Origin of the sequence: Kineothrix sp. IPX-CK (genome assembly GCF_039134705.1) — a bacterium.
In the GTDB taxonomy this organism is placed as follows: domain Bacteria; phylum Bacillota; class Clostridia; order Lachnospirales; family Lachnospiraceae; genus Kineothrix; species Kineothrix sedimenti.
The window spans coordinates 3,400,817-3,419,896 of record NZ_CP146256.1 but is presented as its reverse complement, the minus strand read 5'-3'; the positions used below and the strand labels follow the sequence as shown (position 1 = coordinate 3,419,896).

The 19,080-nt window shown below is 44.3% G+C and carries 19 protein-coding genes and 1 tRNA gene; 17 read left to right on the top strand and 3 right to left on the bottom strand.

Going from position 1 to position 19,080, the window contains the following annotated elements; translation table 11 throughout:
• Positions 1 to 25 precede the first annotated feature (25 nt).
• From V6984_RS16395 to V6984_RS16380, 4 genes are all read left to right on the top strand, one after another.
• Entirely contained in the window at positions 26 to 1,318 is a 1,293-nt protein-coding gene (locus V6984_RS16395) for an adenylosuccinate synthase (RefSeq protein ID WP_342756679.1), read from the top strand.
• A gap of 150 nt (positions 1,319 to 1,468) precedes the next feature.
• Positions 1,469 to 2,365, top strand: a complete 897-nt coding sequence (locus V6984_RS16390; RefSeq protein ID WP_342756678.1) for a LysR family transcriptional regulator — start codon at positions 1,469 to 1,471, stop codon at positions 2,363 to 2,365.
• 35 nt (positions 2,366 to 2,400) lie between these two features.
• Complete coding sequence (locus V6984_RS16385; RefSeq protein ID WP_342756677.1) at positions 2,401 to 3,015, top strand: HAD family phosphatase; 615 nt, start codon at positions 2,401 to 2,403, stop codon at positions 3,013 to 3,015.
• A gap of 73 nt (positions 3,016 to 3,088) precedes the next feature.
• Positions 3,089 to 4,906, top strand: a complete 1,818-nt coding sequence (locus V6984_RS16380; protein WP_342756676.1) for an HD domain-containing phosphohydrolase — start codon at positions 3,089 to 3,091, stop codon at positions 4,904 to 4,906.
• Positions 4,907 to 4,919: 13 nt separating this feature from the next.
• Here the strand turns inward: V6984_RS16380 and V6984_RS16375 are convergent, their stop codons facing one another.
• The gene (locus V6984_RS16375) at positions 4,920 to 5,195 is read right to left on the bottom strand and encodes a hypothetical protein (RefSeq protein ID WP_342756675.1); all 276 of its coding nucleotides are present in this window, start codon (positions 5,193 to 5,195) and stop codon (positions 4,920 to 4,922) included.
• A 376-nt stretch (positions 5,196 to 5,571) separates the two neighbouring features.
• Between V6984_RS16375 and V6984_RS16370 the strand changes: the two genes are divergently transcribed.
• From V6984_RS16370 to thrS, 3 genes are all read left to right on the top strand, one after another.
• On the top strand, positions 5,572 to 6,075 hold the full coding sequence (locus V6984_RS16370) for an SEC-C metal-binding domain-containing protein (RefSeq protein WP_342756674.1): 504 nt from the start codon (positions 5,572 to 5,574) through the stop codon (positions 6,073 to 6,075).
• A 356-nt stretch (positions 6,076 to 6,431) separates the two neighbouring features.
• Positions 6,432 to 6,665, top strand: a complete 234-nt coding sequence (locus tag V6984_RS16365) for a hypothetical protein (RefSeq protein WP_342756673.1) — start codon at positions 6,432 to 6,434, stop codon at positions 6,663 to 6,665.
• Between the two features lie 22 nt (positions 6,666 to 6,687).
• Positions 6,688 to 8,643: a threonine--tRNA ligase gene (gene thrS / locus V6984_RS16360; RefSeq protein WP_342756672.1), complete on the top strand. Its 1,956-nt coding sequence runs from the start codon at positions 6,688 to 6,690 to the stop codon at positions 8,641 to 8,643.
• Between the two features lie 70 nt (positions 8,644 to 8,713).
• On the opposite strand, the gene V6984_RS16355 is transcribed toward thrS, so the two are convergent.
• Positions 8,714 to 9,865 (bottom strand): glycosyltransferase family 1 protein, encoded by a 1,152-nt coding sequence (locus V6984_RS16355; protein ID WP_342756671.1) that lies wholly within the window; start codon positions 9,863 to 9,865, stop codon positions 8,714 to 8,716.
• Positions 9,862 to 10,464 (bottom strand): zinc dependent phospholipase C family protein, encoded by a 603-nt coding sequence (locus V6984_RS16350; protein ID WP_342756670.1) that lies wholly within the window; start codon positions 10,462 to 10,464, stop codon positions 9,862 to 9,864. The genes V6984_RS16355 and V6984_RS16350 overlap by 4 nt, the downstream gene beginning before the upstream one ends.
• Positions 10,465 to 10,669: 205 nt before the next feature.
• On the opposite strand from V6984_RS16350, the gene V6984_RS16345 reads away from it, so the two are divergent.
• The 10 genes from V6984_RS16345 (at position 10,670) to V6984_RS16300 (ending at position 18,969) form a co-directional block, all read left to right on the top strand.
• Complete coding sequence (locus V6984_RS16345) at positions 10,670 to 10,984, top strand: DUF1540 domain-containing protein (RefSeq protein WP_342756669.1); 315 nt, start codon at positions 10,670 to 10,672, stop codon at positions 10,982 to 10,984.
• Between the two features lie 171 nt (positions 10,985 to 11,155).
• The gene (locus tag V6984_RS16340) at positions 11,156 to 11,806 is read left to right on the top strand and encodes a hypothetical protein (RefSeq protein ID WP_342756668.1); all 651 of its coding nucleotides are present in this window, start codon (positions 11,156 to 11,158) and stop codon (positions 11,804 to 11,806) included.
• Between the two features lie 291 nt (positions 11,807 to 12,097).
• Positions 12,098 to 12,592: a translation initiation factor IF-3 gene (gene infC / locus V6984_RS16335; protein ID WP_342760030.1), complete on the top strand. Its 495-nt coding sequence runs from the start codon at positions 12,098 to 12,100 to the stop codon at positions 12,590 to 12,592.
• A 50-nt stretch (positions 12,593 to 12,642) separates the two neighbouring features.
• Positions 12,643 to 12,840, top strand: coding sequence for a 50S ribosomal protein L35 (gene rpmI, locus V6984_RS16330; protein WP_031389174.1), 198 nt, complete (start codon positions 12,643 to 12,645; stop codon positions 12,838 to 12,840).
• Positions 12,841 to 12,879: 39 nt separating this feature from the next.
• Entirely contained in the window at positions 12,880 to 13,236 is a 357-nt protein-coding gene (rplT, locus tag V6984_RS16325; RefSeq protein ID WP_342756667.1) for a 50S ribosomal protein L20, read from the top strand.
• 246 nt (positions 13,237 to 13,482) lie between these two features.
• Positions 13,483 to 14,928 carry an aminoacyl-histidine dipeptidase gene (locus V6984_RS16320; protein ID WP_342756666.1) on the top strand — a complete coding sequence of 482 codons (1,446 nt, stop codon included), beginning with the start codon at positions 13,483 to 13,485 and terminating at the stop codon, positions 14,926 to 14,928.
• A gap of 41 nt (positions 14,929 to 14,969) precedes the next feature.
• Positions 14,970 to 16,178 carry an AI-2E family transporter gene (locus V6984_RS16315; RefSeq protein WP_342756665.1) on the top strand — a complete coding sequence of 403 codons (1,209 nt, stop codon included), beginning with the start codon at positions 14,970 to 14,972 and terminating at the stop codon, positions 16,176 to 16,178.
• A 51-nt stretch (positions 16,179 to 16,229) separates the two neighbouring features.
• Positions 16,230 to 16,302, top strand: a tRNA-Pro gene (locus V6984_RS16310).
• 188 nt (positions 16,303 to 16,490) lie between these two features.
• On the top strand, positions 16,491 to 17,195 hold the full coding sequence (locus tag V6984_RS16305) for a DUF975 family protein (RefSeq protein WP_342756664.1): 705 nt from the start codon (positions 16,491 to 16,493) through the stop codon (positions 17,193 to 17,195).
• Between the two features lie 70 nt (positions 17,196 to 17,265).
• Positions 17,266 to 18,969, top strand: a complete 1,704-nt coding sequence (locus V6984_RS16300) for a methyl-accepting chemotaxis protein (protein WP_342756663.1) — start codon at positions 17,266 to 17,268, stop codon at positions 18,967 to 18,969.
• Positions 18,970 to 19,080 lie beyond the last annotated feature (111 nt).

Here is a 19,080-nt window from a genome sequence, read left to right as displayed (position 1 = left end):
TCAAGTTTGCAGGAGGAAATCGACTATGGTAAAAGCAGTTGTCGGCGCTAACTGGGGCGACGAAGGAAAAGGTAAAATTACGGATATGCTTGCGCAGGAGGCGGATATTATCGTTCGTTTTCAAGGAGGAGCAAATGCGGGACACACGATTGTAAACAACTACGGTAAATTTGCGCTCCATACACTGCCCTCAGGAGTATTCTATGACCACACGACGAGTGTGATCGGCAATGGAGTGGCTTTGAATATTCCGGTTCTTTTTAATGAGATCAAGTCCATTACGGACAGAGATGTACCGATGCCTAAGATTCTGGTGTCCGACAGAGCTCAGATCGTAATGCCTTATCATATCTTGTTCGATCAGTACGAGGAAGAGCGGCTGGGCGGGAAGTCCTTCGGATCTACCAAGTCAGGCATCGCTCCGTTTTATTCTGATAAATATGCTAAAATAGGTTTTCAGGTAAGCGAGCTTTTCGACGACGGACTGTTAAAGGAGAAAGTTGTAAGGGTTGCAGAAGCGAAGAACGTGCTTTTGGAGCATCTGTATCATAAGCCTTTGATCGACCCGCAGGAGCTGCTTTCGACGCTTGGCGGCTATAAAGAAATGGTGGAGCCGTATGTATGCGATGTATCCGCTTTTTTGGATCAGGCGATAAAGGAAGGAAAGACCATTTTGCTTGAGGGCCAGTTAGGTACGTTAAAAGATACGGATCACGGTATTTATCCTATGGTGACGTCCTCTTCTACGCTGGCAGCTTACGGCGCGATAGGAGCAGGGATTCCTCCTTATGAAATAAAAGAAATCATTACGGTATGTAAAGCATATTCCTCAGCGGTCGGTGCAGGCGCCTTCGTATCCGAAATCTTCGGAGAAGAAGCGAATGAGCTCAGACTAAGAGGCGGTGACGGCGGAGAATTCGGCGCTACTACGGGACGCCCCCGCCGCATGGGATGGTTCGACTGCGTGGCCTCCAAATACGGCTGCAGGCTCCAGGGAACCACCGACGTGGCATTTACGGTTCTGGATGTGCTGGGTTATCTGGACGAGATACCCGTCTGCGTAGGTTATGAAATCGACGGCGAAGCGTCTACTCAGTTCCCTGTTACAGCGAAGCTGGAAAAGGCTAAGCCGATCCTTGTAAAGCTGCCCGGATGGAAATGCGAAATCCGCGGAATCAAGACCTATGAGGAGCTGCCGGAGAATTGCAGGAATTATATAGAGTTCATCGAGGAGCAAATCGACTATCCGATTACGATGGTGAGCAACGGACCGGGAAGAAATGATATTATTTATAGAAAGAGTTCTTTACAAAAATAATAAGGTGCCGCACGACCGCGAAAAACGGTTGTGCGGCATTTTGATGAATAAATACGGATTATTCAGGCGGGAAAAATAGAAATAGTCAAGCTGTTAGGGATATGATACAATAAGAAAAATGAAATGGGCATGGAAGCATAAGGGCAGAGTATGACGAATAATCTGGAATATTATAAAGTTTTTTACTATGCGGCGAAGCTGGGGAGCCTGACGATGGCGGCGGAGGCACTTGCCATATCTCAGCCTGCGGTAAGCCAGTCGCTGAAGCAGTTAGAGAGCATTATCGGGGCGAAGCTCTTTGTCAGAGTCGCCAAGGGAGTGAAGCTGACGTCGGAAGGAGCGCTTTTATATAGCTATGTGGCAAAGGGCTACGAGCAGATAGAACTGGGGGAAAAGAAAGTAGTCCAGATGCTCAATCTGGAATTAGGGGAAATGCGTATCGGTGCCAGCGATATGACGCTTCGTTTTTTTCTTCTTCCGTATCTGGAAAAATTTCATGAACAATATCCGGGCATTAAGGTCACGGTAACAAACGCGCCAACGCCCGAGACTTTGTATTATTTGCAGGAGGGGAAGATAGATTTCGGAGTGGTGAGTACCCCTTTTGAGGCGGTGCCCGGCATACAGGCTATACGAGTAAAAGAAATAGAGGATATTTTTATAGCAGGCCGCAAGTTCATTCAATATAAGAATAAAATGTTGGACTTAAAGGACCTGGAAAAGCTGCCTATCATTTCATTGGAAAAAAGGACGAGCACAAGAAGCTACATGGATGGTTTTCTTGAAAAAAACGGGGTAGTGATGAACCCGGAATTCGAGCTGGCCACCAGCGATATGATTGTTCAGTTTACCTTGCGCAATCTCGGAGTCGGAAGTATTATGAGAGAATTCGCGGCAGAGTATTTGGAATCGGGGAAGCTATTTGCGCTTCGCTTCAATAAAATCATACCTAAGCGGCATTTTTGCGTCGTGACGGATACGGGAAGTCAATTGTCCGCCGCTGCGAGGAATCTGCTGCAAATTATATACAGCGATATTGACACATAAGAATGATTGTGAAAAGGGTTTAGGAGGAAACGACAGTGATAAATACAATTATTTTCGATATAGGGAATGTACTTACAGGTTTTGCCTGGAAGGAATTTTTCCGGAAGTTCGATTATTCACAGGAAATACTGGACAGGATTTCAAAGGCAACGGTGGAGAGCGGCACATGGGCCGAATACGACAGAGGAGCTTTATCGGATGAGGAAATTATGGATGCGTTCATAGCAAATGATCCGGGCATCGAAAAGGAGCTGCGTGAGTCGTTAGAAAATATTCAAGGGATGCTCATAAGATATGACTATGCGATTCCGTGGATACAGGAATTGAAAGGAAAGGGCTGCAGAGTGTTAGTTTTATCTAACTTTGCCGGCCGTGCCGCCAGGGACTGCAAGGACGCCTTGGACTTTCTTGAGTATGTGGACGGGGGAATCTTATCTTATAAGGAAAAATTTATCAAGCCTCAGCCGGAAATCTACCAATTATTAATAGACAGATACCAACTGAATCCTGCAGAGTGCGTGTTTCTGGACGATACTCTGGTCAACCTGACGGCGGCAGAGAAATTCGGTATTCATACTGTTCATTTCCAGAACAAAAAGCAGGCTGAGGAGGAACTCTCCAGACTAATGTGCCGCACCGATGATTTTTGATATAGCTTAAAGAATTTAATGTACAATAGAATTAAGATTTTGTACGAAAGATAAAATTTAATTGGAGGCTTATATGTTTAAATACTTAAATGATAAACAACTAAGGCACAGAAGCGATCCTTTTAAAAAAGAAGGCCTTAGGATATGCACGATATATCTTGCAATAGGTCTTTTCTGGATTTATTTTTCCGATAGGATTGTCAATTATCTATTTAAAGATGAACAAGTCGTTTTAATGATAAATACCTACAAAGGGATGGCCTATGTACTTTGTACGGCGCTGATTCTTTTCTTCCTCATTTCGGGCCTTTTGAAAAAGGTGGAGATAATGAAAAGGAAGCTGAACGAAAGCTATGATGAGCTGTCGGCTTCCAACGAAGAGCTGCAGTCCTATGTGGAGGAGCTGACCGCTTCGGATGAGGAGCTGCGCACTCAGTATGAGCAAATCGTGGAATACGGAGAAATGCTCAGGGTAAGCGAAGAGAAATATAAGTCTCTGATAACGGAAATGCAATTGGGATTGGCGCTTTATGCAGGGAATCCCGGAGACGACCTCTATCACTATAAGGTGGTGGATACCAATTACAGCCATGAGGTTTTAACAGGATTAAAGCAAAAGGACATCCTGGGGAAATGCTTTTCTGAAATACACACGAAAATGGAGCCGGAGAACGCTGCGAAGCTGATACATACCGTTACCACCGGCGAGCCTACCAGATACGAAAGACTTCAGGAAAAGACAAATTATTATTATGAGATTATCGCCTACAGACCTATGGAAAACCAACTGGCGATCATTGTAAACGACATTACAAAGCGTAAGCAGGCGGAAGGACGGCTGAATTTCTTAAGCTATCACGATCAGCTCACGGGTCTGTTCAACCGCAGGTTTTTCGAGCAGGAGCTGGTCGTTCTGGATGTAGAAGAGAATTATCCGCTCATGATTACGATGATAGACATTAACGGACTGAAGCTGGTCAATGATTCTTTCGGGCATGCGGCAGGCGATAAATATATTCAGATGGTGGCGAAGGTACTCATTGAGGGGACGAGGGCTCAGGATGTAGTATGCAGACAAGCGGGAGATGAATTCATTATCTTTTCCCCGAAAACGGACGATGCACAGATGCAGGAAATCATCGAAGGCATGAATGAGGCCGCCAGCAAAATGGATGTCAATTCAATTCCTCTTTCACTGTCTTTCGGCTATTGCGCTAAGAGAAGTACCGATGAGCCGCTGCCGGAGGTCATGAAGAAAGCAGAAAGCTATATGTATAAGAAAAAGCTGTTGGAAAGCTCCAGCGTGAAAGGGAAGACCGTCTATACGATCATGACCACGCTGCATGAGAAGAATCCCAGAGAGGAGCAGCATTCACGAAGAGTCTCCCAGCTATGTGAGAAGATGGGCATTGCCATGGGTCTTAGGGATGATGAAGTGAAGGAGCTTCGGACGGTGGGGCTTTTACACGATATCGGTAAGGTGGCTATAGAAGAGGGAATCTTAAACAAGCCCGGAAAGCTGGATGAGACGGAATGGGAGGAAATCAAGAAGCATCCGGAAATAGGTTACCGGATACTGAGTACGGTGAGCGACCTTTCGGAACTGAGCGAATATGTGCTTTCTCATCATGAAAGATGGGATGGAAAAGGATATCCCAGAGGGCTGAAGGGAGAGGATATACCGCTCCAGTCGAGAATCATAGCCATTGCGGACGCATATGACGCGATGCGTAGCGAGAGAAGCTACCGCAAGGCGCTGTCGAGGGAATATGCGGTCAGCGAGTTGGAAAAGGGGGCGGGAACTCAATTCAACGGGCCCTGTGTCAAGGTGTTTATTGAAAAAGTGGTGAAGGGCGACGATATTTACGAGCGCGATTTGGACAGTATATAATGAAGAGGAGTTTTTACTCCTCTTCGTCCTTTAATATATCCATGGAGGCGATAGTGTGCCTGTCCCTGAACTTGCCGTAAAGCCATATGTAAAGCCACAGGAGAATGGGCAGACCGATAGTCGCCACAAGGCAGGCCTGGAAAAGAGCGCCTGAGCCGGGGAAATCCAGCAAGGCGATAATGAAAGTAGCTACGTATAACAGAACCAATAGGACGATGCAGACCCAGGCTGCAATCTGTTTCGATCTTTTCTTCATAGGAACTCCGTTTCTGATTTTATTTGTATACATAACATAACATATTCTGCATGAAAAGGAAATAATGCAGAGCGAATTTAAATACAGAAATCATGTGTTACTGAGAAGGTCGTGAACAGTAACGTAGTATGATAAAAGCCCCCGGAAATGTATTTTTACATTTTCGGGGGCTTTATTTAGGGGAGGATAAGTATTTTTTCTTATCTTGGGTAATTATCAAAGGAGGGGGTTCCTTTGATAGTCTTATTATTGACGTGATTTCCGGCTTTATTCATTAAAAATAAAAAAATTTACTTTTTTTGAAAAATATTATATACTATCAATAGTTTGGACATAATTTTCTGTTTTTAACGGAATAGTCAACTCATATTTGAAGAAAAATATATAATAAGCAAAAGGTGGTATTACAATGGCATTATTAAAACAGTGGCATGACATGGCCTATTCGGAAACGGCCAATAAAGGCGATTTGCAAAGACTCTGGGCAGATTATTTCCAGAAGGAGAAGGAAATTTATGTAAAACTCCTGGAGAATCCTGAGGAAGCGGTAAAAGGTACCGTGAAGGAGCTGGCTGAGAAATATGATGTAGATATCATGACGATGACGGGATTTCTCGATGGAATCAACGAAAGCCTGAAGGTTGAAAACCCTGTCGACGAGATGGAGGAGGATACGGAAGTATCGCTCGATTTCGATAATGAGCTTCTTTATAAGAATATGGTCGGTGCAGGTGCGGACTGGCTGTACGAGCTGGAAGCGTGGAATGATATTTTCGACGAGGAAAAGAGAAAAGAGCTTTATAGAATACAGAAGGCTTCTGCTACGATCGTGAAAGGCGCCAAAACATATCCTAACGATCCCTGTCCTTGTGGAAGCGGCAAGAAATATAAAAAATGCTGCGGTAAAAATTAAGAATAAGTCTTTACAGATTAAAAAAAGTATCATAGAATAAGAATAAGTAATGAAATATTGATAATGCAAGGAAGAGAAGAGTAAGATGCGGGAACGTATCAGAGAGGGATACCTGCTTGTTAAGGCGAGCGGAGCTGGAAGTATCTTGACGCAAAGCATCCGAAGACCATCTCGGAGTGACCCCAATCAGGTCCGGCGGCACCGTTATCGCCGAATGAAGCGGCTTTGTTATGAACATTGTTATAACAGGGCAAAAAGGGTGGAACCGCGTAATATAGCTATACGTCCCTTACATCGCACATAGAGTGTGATGTAAGGGTTTTTTTGTACCCTGAAATGAAAAGGAGGAAAATGAAATGCAGGAAAAGTTGAAAGAGTTAGAGCAGGTTTTGGAAGAAATGAAGACAATGAAAAAAAGAGAGTACGTATTGACCCTGACCGTGTGTGTTTTAGCCGGCCTGGTAATTGGTATGCTGATTTCACCGAAGAAAAGAGTAATGATCGGAAGCAATAACGGGAACAACAATGTGAACGGCTTTGGAGATGGTGAGTTCTGCGACTGCGAAGATGATTGCGATTGTGAAGAATAATGGGTAAAGGAGTTGGAAATCAATGAAAGTAACGTTAAAAGATGGAAGCAGTAAGGAATACGTTTCGCCGATGCGAGTCATCGATATTGCAGCGGACATCAGCGAAGGACTTGGAAGAGCGGCGTGTGCCGGAGAAATAGATGGCAAGGCTGTTGATTTGCGTACTGTTGTAGAGCACGATTGTGCACTCAATATTTTGACTGCAAACGATAAAGAGGGAATACGAGTAGTCAGACATACGGCTTCTCATGTGCTGGCGGAGGCGGTCAAGAGATTATATCCCGACGCAAAGCTGGCTATCGGGCCGAGCATCGACACCGGCTTCTATTATGATTTTGAACATGAGCCTTTTACGAGAGAGGATCTCGACAATCTGGAAGCGGAGATGAAGAAGATCATCAAGGAAGGGAACGCCCTGGAGAAGTTCACGCTTTCCCGTGAAGAGGCGATAAAATTCATGGAAGAGAAGAGCGAACCATATAAGGTGGAGCTGATTCGCGACCTTCCCGAAGATGCGGTGATTTCCTTCTATAGTCAGGGAGATTTTGTAGATTTGTGTGCGGGACCTCATCTTATGAGCACGAAAGGGATCAAGGCGTTTAAGCTGATTTCCTCCTCAGGCGCTTATTGGAGAGGCAATTCCGACAACAAGATGCTCCAGAGAATTTATGGTACGGCATTTAACAAGAAAGAAGAGCTTGCCGATTATTTGGAGTATTTGGATAACATTAAGAAACGCGACCACAATAAATTAGGACGTGAGATGGAGCTTTTTGCTACGGTTGACGTAATCGGCCAGGGACTTCCGCTGCTGATGCCCAAGGGAGCGAAGATGATTCAGACGATGCAGCGCTGGATCGAGGACGAAGAAGAAAAGCGCGGCTATATGAGAACGAAGACACCTCTTATGGCAAAAAAAGATTTGTATGTAATTTCCGACCATTGGGATCACTACAAAGAGGGCATGTTCGTGCTGGGAGATGAAAATGACGAGAACGCCGAGGTATTCGCCCTTCGTCCTATGACCTGTCCGTTCCAGTACTATGTATATAAGCAGAGCCAGAAATCCTATAGAGATCTTCCCTGCCGCTACGGGGAGACGTCCACACTTTTCAGGAATGAAGATTCGGGAGAGATGCACGGACTTACCCGTGTGCGCCAGTTCACGATTTCCGAGGGGCATCTCATCGTGCGTCCGGATCAGGTGGAAGAGGAATTCAAGGGTTGTGTGGACCTTGCGAAATACTGCATGACTACCCTCGGACTTCAGGACGACGTATCGTACCGCTTGTCCTTATGGGATCCGAACAATCAGGAGCATTACCTTGGCAACGCCGAGCTTTGGGATAAGGTTCAGGATATGATGCGCTCGATTTTGAATCATATCGGTATCGAGTATACGGAGGAAGAAGGAGAGGCAGCATTCTATGGTCCGAAGCTGGATATTCAGGCGAAGAACGTATATGGCAAAGAGGATACGATGATTACGATCCAGCTCGATATGTTCCTTGCGGAACGCTTCGATATGACCTTTGTGGATAAGGACGGCGAAAAGAAGAGGCCCTATATCATCCACAGAACGTCTCTGGGCTGCTACGAAAGAACGCTGGCGTGGCTGATTGAAAAATATGAAGGAAAGTTTCCTACATGGCTCTGCCCGGAACAGGTACGCATTCTTCCTATTTCCGAGAAATATGAAAAATATGCGGAAGAAGTGGAAGCGAAATTAAAGGAAAACGGCGTTCTTGCCGCTACGGACGGACGCTCTGAGAAAATTGGCTTTAAAATCCGTGAGGCGAGACTGGCAAAGATTCCGTATATGCTTGTAGTCGGACAGAAAGAAGAAGAGGATAAGACCGTTTCCGTAAGAAGCCGTTTTGCGGGCGACGAGGGTGTGAAGTCTCTGGATGAATTCGTAGAGCAGATATGCAAAGAAATCAGAACGAAAGAAATAAGAAAAGAAGAAACGGCTGAATGATAATAAAGACCGAAATCTGTCAATATAAAGAAATTGGCGGATTTCGGCACAGATAAAATGGGGTTGAACCTTAAGCTTTATGAAAATGAAGTGAGGGTTTGGCCCTATTTTCTAAAGTTTCCTGATAAATATCGATAAGACTGTTAAATACTTTCTCCCATGATCTGCCGGCTGCGAATTCTCTGCCATTTGTGCTGAGATAGTCACTCAAATCGATATCTTCCACGAGCTGTGCCATGCATTGTGTGAGTTCGGCAGAATCCCTTTTGGCAAACTTGACGCCGGTCACTCCATGTTGAATGATTTCTCCCACACCCCCGGCATCTGCTCCAATTACCGGAAGCCCCGAAGACATTGCCTCCAAGATAACATTACCGAAGGTTTCTGTAGACGAAGGACAGACAAAAATATCGCTGGAGGCATATATTTCTGATAGTTCCTTTCCCTTTTTAAATCCGGTGAATATGGTATCTTTGGGAAACATCTGCCTGCATTTTTCCAGCAAGGGACCATCCCCTGTAACTATCATTGCAACACGATCATTATATTTCCGGTGAATTGATTCATAACTCGTACTTAAGATATCCAGATCTTTTTCATGGGAGATCCTGCCTACATAAAGAAAGGCGATCTTATCTGAGATCCCAAGCTGTTCCCGCAGTTTGTTATTTCGAAACATTGGGTGAAAGCTTTTAAAATCGATGCCTCTGGAAAAAATACGCGTATTATGGATACCCTGGCTGTGAAGAAGCTTTTGTGCAGAGCGGGAGGGACATAGGGTGACATCATTTTGTGTATGAAACCATTTCATGTAATTCCAGATAGGCTGCTTCATGAAATTAAACCCATAGTAATCCGAGTATTGCGAAAAGTTCGTGGTATAATTTGATACCGTGGGAATGCCGTGCTTCTTACCATAATTGAGTCCTGCCATTCCCATATTGAATTCTGTCATGATATGGATGATATCCGGCTGAAAATCAGATAATGTTGAAGAAATACGAAATGTATTCGGGAATGCAATTCTATTTTCAGGATATAATACGAATTTGATGCTGTAGAAGCGTTCAATGTTGTAATCCTCTGACTTGATATCGTATTCCGGTACAAAGACTTTATAATCGATATCATTGTCCTTATAGTATTGAGTAAGTTTGTTCAGGGTATTTGTAACCCCATTGATTTGCGGCAGATAGGTATCTGCAAATAAAGCGACTTTCATAAACTTCCTCCTTTCTTTGCCGGCAGGGAATAGAACTCTGCTGCTGATTCCTCCATAAGATCAGAGGAATACTTTAAGAAATAGATGATCGATTCACAGATCCACACGGCGGTTGAAAAAGCATACTCAATATCCCTTTTCATATCTTTAGGCTGTGAGAAGTAATTCTTCCGCATTTCCAATATAATAGAACTGATATCCTTTCTTGGCTTCATCCTGCTGGGAAACACCTTGAACTTCTGTTTCGAATTCATATGTAACAGTTTGTGATGGAGGCTGAGCTCATAAAAGAAATGTCGTAATTTTCTATTATGAATATCTTCGTTCACATGGTAATAGCAAAAGAAATCACTGACATAGTGGCAAACCTCCCCCAGCTGAACTGAAAAATCGTCTTCAGGCATTTCATCGTACATCAGCTGATTGGTCATGGCACAAACAGTAAAAAGATAATTCTCCAGAGTATGATGATTATGCTGCTTAGAGGGCAGATCCGGTTTGATGTTACCGTATGCGAATGCTCTCTTATTTAATTCTACTGCACCGGCAAAATGCTGGTATAAAACCTTAGATATAAATAGATGCGTAAAAAAATACATATACCTTCCTCCTTTGATATTAATAATTATATTTCTGATATAATTGTATTACAAATTCGAAGATATAGCTTAAAATGTGTGTCAATTCTATCTTATATTTTTGTAAAATTTGTTTGATTAAAGATACCATAAATAACCGTATATTTTTCGGAAAAGAAAGCCATACTAACCATGGTAATATTTTTGTCTGATAGGAGGTTAGAAGATGGCTCAGTTAGATTGTATAGTGGACAGCTGCGTTTATAACAAAAGTGAATGTTGCTGCAAGGGTGACATTATGGTGGGCGGAAAACATGCGCATCACGAAGATGATACTTGCTGTGAAAGCTTTTCAGAGAAAAGAGGAGATTCCTATACCAGTGCCTTGGAGCATCCATGCAAGACAATAAGCATAGACTGCGAGGCATCCAAATGTGTGTATAACAGCAATTATAAGTGCTTTGCCCAGCATGTGGATATTAAGGGCAGCGGCGCGTCCGATTGCAGGGAAACAGCCTGCGCTACTTTTAAGGAAAGATAGAGTATGGTAAAAATCTCCGCAGAGAAGAAAGCTTCGCGGAGATTTTTTTGCCGTGATTGTTACGAAATTGTGAATTTTATTACATTTCTTATTTTTTCACTTGTATATAAGAAATATTTTCTCTATAATAGGAAAGTATAAAATGATTTTGCGGGGATTACAGGGGTTAGCATGAAAAATAAGAAAGTAGCGGCTTTAGCAGCGGCAGGAACATTGACGATATTGGCAGTTTGCGGAACCTTTGCAGTAAAAACGGTTTTTGCGGCGGAGGAAAGAATATCAATATCGGGTACGGAAGAGGCCGGGCAGGCGACGCTGAAGGATGATGCGGATACGGGAGCTTTAAAGGTATATAAAAAAGAAGTGTACAATGAGGAGGGCTGCACGCTTCTCCTTCCCGAAGGGTATGTTGCAAGCGACAGCGTAGAAGGAATGTATGTTTCGGAAAGAAGACCGGTAGACTCCTCCAATATTTATTATTCCGTTTCAGAAGCGGCAGATGCTGAGGTCTTGAGCGAGGCTTTGGATTCCGGTGCTTACGAGACGGAAGCGGAAAAGAGCTTCAAGGAAGCTTACGGTGCAGAGGCAGCGATCGGCTCTTACCAAATGCAGAAGCTTACGGTGGACGGATGTCCGGCATATAAGATCGAGCTTACCTGTACCTTGGAGGATATGACGATGGAGCAGCTTATTTATATCATTGCTGCAGATAGAACATATACTATTACGTATTCACAGTCGACGGACGATGAGCGGATGGAGGATTTCGAGCAGAGTGCTCGGACGATCCGGTTAATTTTTGATGAAACAAATAAAATTTAGCGCTTGACATATGGAAGGGCCGATGTTATACTGTTTAAGCGTGTGAAGTACACGGATAAAATCAAGCAGAGTATCCACTCTCACCCTATAGCGTTCAGGCTCATAGGCGTTTATATTCCGGAATTCCCCGATTATGCGATATTTTGTATAATGCGGGCTTTGAGGATGTATATTTGGTGGATAGTTATGCTATCCACTTTTTTTAATTTATGAGCAATCCGCGAAGCGTGTTGTTCAATGTTATGCTTATATGCTTATTATTACGAGGAGGGCAAAACCATTAGCGATTTATTGATTAACGAACAGATTAGAGACAAGGAAGTACGTGTTATTGGCGAAAACGGGGAACAGCTAGGAGTTATGTCCGCAAAGGATGCTATGAAACTGGCTGAGGATGCGGAACTCGATTTGGTAAAGATTGCACCTACTGCAAAGCCGCCTGTTTGTAAGATTGTTGATTATGGAAAGTTCAGGTATGAACAAGCCAGAAAAGAAAAAGAAGCAAAAAAGAAACAGAAGGTAATCGAAGTAAAAGAAATTCGTTTGTCTCCGAACATTGATACCAATGATTTGAACACAAAGATAAGCGCAGCAAGGAAGTTCATAGCTAAAGGTGATAAGGTAAAGATAACCCTTCGTTTCCGCGGACGCGAGATGGCTCATATGGCGAGCAGCAGGCATATTTTGGAAGACTTTGCTCAGACGTTATCAGATATTGCGGTTGTAGAAAAGGCTCCGAAGGTAGAAGGCAGAAGTATGACGATGTTTTTAACTGAAAAGCGTTAGTTCGTGCAGTTAAAATATATAAAATTGATGAAGTATAGGAGGAATTGAATATGCCAAAAATGAAGACAAGCAGATCGGCTGCTAAACGTTTTAAATTAACAGGAACAGGTAAATTAAAGAGAAACAAGGCTTACAAACGCCATATCTTGACGAAGAAGTCCGCGAAGAGAAAGAGAAATCTCAGACATTCGGCTATTACAGATGCAACCAATGTTAAGAATATGAAGAAGATTTTACCTTATTTGTAATACCAATATTTTTATAAGTCGTAAGGAGGACAATGAGACATGGCAAGAATTAAAGGCGGCATGAATGCCAAGAAAAGACACAATAGAGTATTAAAGCTTGCAAAAGGTTATAGAGGAGCAAGATCAAAACAGTATAGAGTAGCTAAGCAGTCCGTTATGAGAGCTTTGACAAGCGCTTATGCAGGAAGAAAAGAAAGAAAGCGTCAGTTCAGACAGCTTTGGATCGCTCGTATCAATGCGGCAGCCAGAATGAACGGCTTATCATACAGCAAATTTATGTATGGTTTAAAGCTCGCTGAAGTAGATATGAACAGAAAGATGCTGGCAGAGTTGGCAGTTAACGATGCAGAAGGCTTTGCAGCTCTCGCTGAACTTGCAAAAAGCAAGATCGCATAATTATTTTAATGCGCGATAATTCTAATTGCTTAATAAAACGGCAATTGTACCACATAATGCAATCGAGATCAGAAACTTAAGCCCTGAGGATAGTGTTTGTCCTCGGGGATTTTTTTAACCAATAATTTGTAAAATTTATGCAATTTCTGTTTATCAACAGGATATATTCAGTGTATACTATAAAGGTAACGGATTGATTATTAAAGTCCTGTTACTGAAATTAACATTAAGAATGAGGATAAAACGATGGATATATTGAAGGATTTAGAGCCCCAAAAAGTATTTTATTATTTTGAACAGATATGCCGTATTCCCCATGGATCGGGAAATATAGACAGATTGAGCGACTATCTGGCGGCTTTTGCAAAAGAGCGGAAATTAGTATGTATACAGGACGAGCTGAAAAACGTAATTATAATAAAGGAGGCGGCGCCCGGCTATGAGAAGGAAGCCCCGATTATCCTGCAGGGCCACATGGATATGGTGGCAGTGAAGAAGCCGGGAGCTTCTATCGACATGGAGAAGCAGGGACTGGAACTTAAGGTGGACGGAGATTATGTCTATGCGGAAAACACCAGTCTGGGCGGCGACGACGGAATCGCGGTGGCCTATGCTCTGGCTATTCTGGACGATGAAACGCTGCAGCATCCGAAGCTGGAGATCATTATTACGGTGGACGAAGAGGTAGGCATGGACGGAGCAAGAGGCATCGACGTATCCATGCTGGAAGGAAAACGGATGCTGAATCTCGACTCGGAGGAGGAAGGAATTCTATGGGCGGGCTGCGCCGGAGGCGCGCGGGTGGATTGGAGTGTACCCGTCACATGGGAGATGAGAAGCGGCAGCATATGTGAGGTCAGCATAAAAGGCTTGTCAGGAGGCCATTCGGGAGCGGAAATAGACAAGGAGAGAGGAAATGCCAACTGTCTGCTTGGCCGGCTCATGGAGGAGCTTCAGGATATGCAAGGATTCTCCATCGCACAGTTAGCAGGCGGCCTTGCCGACAATGCGATTCCCAGAGAGGCTTCAGCGGCCGTGATAGTGGACAGCGGTAAGGAAACTGAGCTGATGGCTGCTATAAAGAGAGTGGAGGCGGAGCTAAAGCAGGAGCTTCAGACGAAGGATCCCGGAGTCTTTATCGAAGCGGGGGATTTGGTAAAGGGAAGTATCCGTTGTCTGACGGAGGAGTCTGTAAAGAAAGTTTCTTATCTGCTTTTTACCGCGCCTAATGGAGTGCAGGCTATGAGTGCGGATATCCAGGGCTTGGTGGAAACTTCGCTGAATATGGGTGTTATGGAGCTTAAGGAGAACGCGTTTGAAGCGCATTTTTCCGTAAGAAGCTCTTTGGAAAGCGCTAAGTGGGTATTGATCAAGAGGCTGAAACGGCTGGTGGAGACGGCAGGCGGAGCGCAGGGGGTCCAGGGGGATTATCCCGGCTGGACATATCAGGTGCATTCGCCGTTTCGCGATATGGCGGCACAGGTATACCGGGAGATGTTCAAGACGGGACCGGAGGTGCGCGCCATCCATGCGGGCCTGGAATGCGGGCTGCTGTCCGCGAAGATTCCGGGGCTGGAATGCATATCCATAGGACCGGATATGAAGGACATTCATACTACGGAGGAACGCCTGAGCATTTCCTCTACGGAGAGAATGTGGAATTACGTGTTAGCGATATTAAAGCAGAAGTAAAATCGCCCGATAAAAACGAAAGAACAAAATAGGAGAAGATTATGGATCTAAACAGAAAGAATGTGAAAAGTCTAAGAGGCCTGATTATTTTCGCGGCATTTATTTGTCTTGCCGTATGGAGGATCGAAGTTGTGTTACAGGGAATATTCTTTGTCATCGGTATTATAAAGCCTTTTCTATATGGCGGCGCGATCGCCTTTGTGCTGAATATTCCGATGAGGGCGATAGAGAAAAAACTGTTCAGCAAAAGCTGGAACGCGAGAATTGAAAAAATGAAGCGGCCTGTCAGTATTGTGCTGTCCTTTACCCTGGTGATTCTATCCCTGGTTCTGGTAGGCTTGATTGTAGTGCCGCAGGTGACGAAGACCCTGATCGATTTGGGAAATAAGATCCCCCAGTTCCTCGTAGAGGTGCAGGCGCAGTTAGAGAACCTTTTTGCCGCCCAGCCGCAGCTTCTTTCTATGCTTACGCAGCTTGAGCCCGAGCAGCTCAATTGGGATTCTATCATGAGCGGAATCATAGACTTTCTGAAAAACGGATTCGGAAGTATGCTGGCATCTACAGTGACGGTAGCCTCCAATATTATCGGGGGAGTGGTGAACCTCTTCGTGTCCCTTATTTTCTCCTTTTATATCCTTGCCCAGAAAGAAAAGCTGGGAGACCAGATACAGCGTATATTGCAGGCTTATTTCAATGAGAAAATATATAAGAAAACGATGAAAATCTTTTCTTTGGCGGGAAGGACTTTCAGCAGCTTTATTACCGGACAGTGTACTGAGGCGATCATTCTCGGCTCCATGTTCGTGGTATGTATGGTGCTTTTCGGCTTTCCATATGCGGTGCTGGTGGGCGTGCTTATAGCATTTACGGCGTTGATCCCGATTGTGGGAGCCTTTATCGGGTGCTTCGTAGGGGCATTTCTCATCATGGTGGATGATCCGATAAAAGCAGTCTGGTTCCTCGTTCTATTCATCGTCTTACAGCAGGTAGAAGGAAATCTGATATATCCTCATGTGGTGGGGAATTCGGTGGGGCTTCCCTCGATATGGGTACTTATGGCGGTTACCCTGGGCGGCAGTCTGATGGGAGTAGCGGGCATGCTTATCTTTATTCCCATCGTTTCTACGGTGTATTCGCTGCTGCGCGAGGACGTTAATAAGAGGAACGACCAGAAAAGTATGCAGAAGTCGGAAATTGTTAAAAAACCGGAGGTTAAAAAGACGGAATCCAAAAAAAATAGTAATTTGTAAAAATTATAGTTGATTTTATGACGCACAGCATATATAATAATGATTGCGTCTCGGGGTGTGGCTCAGGTGGTAGAGCGCTACTTTAGGGAAGTAGAGGCCGCAAGTTCAAGTCTTGTCACTCCGATGTAAAAGCCTGGATTTTCCAGGCTTTTATTTTTTTGTGTTATATTTCGTGGCGTTATTAAAAAAAGCTTCACCAAAGGCAATAAAACTGACAAAATTACATTGCATAGTTTTTCTAAACAGCGTATGATATATATCGATATGAATTGATTTCTTATTCGAAATACATAGCGAAAGGGATGGGGAAATATGTGGTCAAGAAGTGAATTAAAGAGCAGGGCAAAATGGGTTTTAAAGCAGTGTTATTGGAAAGCGGTGCTGGTCAGCCTCATATTGGCTGTAATAACGGGCGAGCTATTCGGTAACTCGGGAAGTAACAGAGAGATAAGCGACACGATAAGGGAAAATGGAGGAATGCCGTATTTGGCTTTCATTATCACTACGATTATGGCGGTTCTCTTTGTTTTATTCGTGGTTGGGATCGCGATAGATATATTCCTTTTCGGTCCTCTGGAGGTAAATATAAGACGGTTTTTCATTATTAGCAGAGTGGAACCGGCGGAGTTGAACGAGCTTGGCTTTAGTTTCAAGAATTCGTATATGAATGTAGTAAAAATACAATTTTTGCGGGGATTGTTCAATTTCCTGTGGTTCCTTCTTCTGATAGTTCCCGGAATTATCAAGTTCTATGAATATCGTATGATTCCTTATATCCTGGCGGAGCATCCGGAAATGGACAGTCAGGAAGTGTTCCGGCTCAGCAGGGATATGATGAACGGCGAGAAATGGAACACATTTGTGCTGGATCTGTCGTTTATCGGATGGAGGATTCTGGGTGCGCTGACCTGCGGCTTATTGCTGGTATTTTACGTATGTCCGTATCAGAATCTGACTAATGTGGAATTATACGACGTGTTAAAGAACAAACTTTTCGGCTCCGCTAATGTGGAATAAGACATAAATGGAATGTACACAGGATAAAATGAAATCGAGCATATACGTAAGATAAAACGGAGGAAAACAAATGAAACTCAGAACGCAGATTTTATTGTTGGTCAGCGTACCTCTTTTGGCATTAGGAGCGATCACCTATACGATAGGAGCTCAGAGGATAACTGCTATTATGACGGATACAATAAAAAAAGGGCTCATATCGACGACAATAGCGGTAAGAGATACCATCGGCGCAGGAAGAGAGGGGGATTTTCGTTTAGATGAGAATGGTGATATGTGGAAAGGCGACAGCCTGAACATATCCCAGAGTACCGAAGTCGTGGACGATATCAAGGAAAATACCGGAATGGAAGTGACCGTTTTTTTCGGAGATACGAGATACATGACCTCGGTAAAGGATGACAAGGGAGAACGTGTCATAGGAACCAAGGCATCGGATGAGGTAATCGAGACCGTATTAAAGGGTGGCAATGAATATTTTGCCCAGAGAGTGAATGTGGCGGGGGAAGAATTTTTTGCATATTATCTTCCTATATACAACAGCGATTCCAATACGCCGGTGGGAATGGTGTTCACCGGTATAAGCCAGGAAAAAGCGGAAGCTTCTATCGATAATATCCTCAATAGCTTATTGGCCATCATATTGATTTCGGTCGTCCTTTTCGTTGCTTTGGCATGGGTAATTTCCAACGGAATTATAAAAGGCGTGAGAGCCGGAGTCGGAGCCATTGAAGAGGTGGCAAACGGCAACCTGACCGTGAGCATCGAGACGAAAGCGATGAAGCGTAAGGACGAGGTGGGAGAAATGCTTACCGCGGTGGTGAAGCTGAGAGAAGAACTGGTACGTCTGATCGGGCAGATAGCCGATAAGAGCGGGCAGGTACATCACGAGGCCGAGATGCTGAGCAAGAAGACGGGAAGCGCATCGGAGATGATGGCTCAGGTGGAGAAGGCGACTTCGGATATTGCAGCAGGTGCCGGTTCTCAAGCGGAGGAGACACAGGAAGCTACGGAAAACATAGTGCTGATGGGCAACATGGTGGAAGAAACCAACAGAGAGGTGAGCAGCCTCGCGGATAATTCCACTCAGATAAAAGCGTCGGGAGATGCGGCGACAGAGACTCTTCAGGAACTCAATGATATTAACCGCAAGGTTACGGAAGCTATTGGCATTATCTATGAGCAGACGAATACGACCAATGAGTCGGCAATGAAGATTAAGGAAGCGACCAACCTGATCACGTCTATTGCGGAAGAAACGAATTTATTATCCTTGAACGCAACGATAGAAGCGGCGAGAGCCGGAGAGCATGGCAGGGGATTCGCGGTGGTTGCGGCTCAGATCCAGAAGCTCGCCGAGCAGTCCAACGAGTCGGCAAGGCAGATTGAGATCATCATTAATGATCTGATCCACGACTCTCAGGAAGCGGTGACGACGATGAACGAGATTCAGGAAATCATGAAGGAGCAGAATCTAAAAGTAACCCGCACAGACGATAACTTCGACGAAGTAAAAGAGGGTATCAGTCAATCGATGTTCAGCATTAAGGCGATTGCCGACCAGACGAAGAAGCTGGATGAGGCGAGAGTCAAGGTGATCGACGGTGTACAGAACCTTACCGCCATAGCACAGGAAAATGCAGCGTCTACGGAAGAAACCTCCGCTTCTGTTATGGAGGTGAGTTCAATCGTGGAGAACATCGCGTCCAGCGCGGGGGACTTGGAAAAGATTGCGGATGAACTGAAGGAAAGTATCGGAACATTTCGACTGTAAGAAAAAATAAATGACTGTGCGGACGCGTTAGCGGACTGCGTGGTATAGACGGACACTCATTTCAGGGAAGGGAACCTGAGATGAGTGTGTTGTTTTTTATCAGCCGCTCGG

Bases quoted from the DNA above. Each gene is read 5' to 3' on its own strand.
- V6984_RS16395 (WP_342756679.1), top strand. From the start codon at position 26: ATGGTAAAAGCAGTTGTCGGCGCTAACTGGGGCGACGAAGGAAAAGGT.
- V6984_RS16390 (WP_342756678.1), top strand. From the start codon at position 1,469: ATGACGAATAATCTGGAATATTATAAAGTTTTTTACTATGCGGCGAAG.
- V6984_RS16380 (WP_342756676.1), top strand. From the start codon at position 3,089: ATGTTTAAATACTTAAATGATAAACAACTAAGGCACAGAAGCGATCCT.
- V6984_RS16375 (WP_342756675.1), bottom strand. From the start codon at position 5,195: ATGTATACAAATAAAATCAGAAACGGAGTTCCTATGAAGAAAAGATCG.
- V6984_RS16370 (WP_342756674.1), top strand. From the start codon at position 5,572: ATGGCATTATTAAAACAGTGGCATGACATGGCCTATTCGGAAACGGCC.
- V6984_RS16365 (WP_342756673.1), top strand. From the start codon at position 6,432: ATGCAGGAAAAGTTGAAAGAGTTAGAGCAGGTTTTGGAAGAAATGAAG.
- thrS (WP_342756672.1), top strand. From the start codon at position 6,688: ATGAAAGTAACGTTAAAAGATGGAAGCAGTAAGGAATACGTTTCGCCG.
- V6984_RS16355 (WP_342756671.1), bottom strand. From the start codon at position 9,865: ATGAAAGTCGCTTTATTTGCAGATACCTATCTGCCGCAAATCAATGGG.
- V6984_RS16350 (WP_342756670.1), bottom strand. From the start codon at position 10,464: ATGTATTTTTTTACGCATCTATTTATATCTAAGGTTTTATACCAGCAT.
- V6984_RS16345 (WP_342756669.1), top strand. From the start codon at position 10,670: ATGGCTCAGTTAGATTGTATAGTGGACAGCTGCGTTTATAACAAAAGT.
- V6984_RS16340 (WP_342756668.1), top strand. From the start codon at position 11,156: ATGAAAAATAAGAAAGTAGCGGCTTTAGCAGCGGCAGGAACATTGACG.
- rpmI (WP_031389174.1), top strand. From the start codon at position 12,643: ATGCCAAAAATGAAGACAAGCAGATCGGCTGCTAAACGTTTTAAATTA.
- rplT (WP_342756667.1), top strand. From the start codon at position 12,880: ATGGCAAGAATTAAAGGCGGCATGAATGCCAAGAAAAGACACAATAGA.
- V6984_RS16320 (WP_342756666.1), top strand. From the start codon at position 13,483: ATGGATATATTGAAGGATTTAGAGCCCCAAAAAGTATTTTATTATTTT.
- V6984_RS16315 (WP_342756665.1), top strand. From the start codon at position 14,970: ATGGATCTAAACAGAAAGAATGTGAAAAGTCTAAGAGGCCTGATTATT.
- V6984_RS16305 (WP_342756664.1), top strand. From the start codon at position 16,491: ATGTGGTCAAGAAGTGAATTAAAGAGCAGGGCAAAATGGGTTTTAAAG.
- V6984_RS16300 (WP_342756663.1), top strand. From the start codon at position 17,266: ATGAAACTCAGAACGCAGATTTTATTGTTGGTCAGCGTACCTCTTTTG.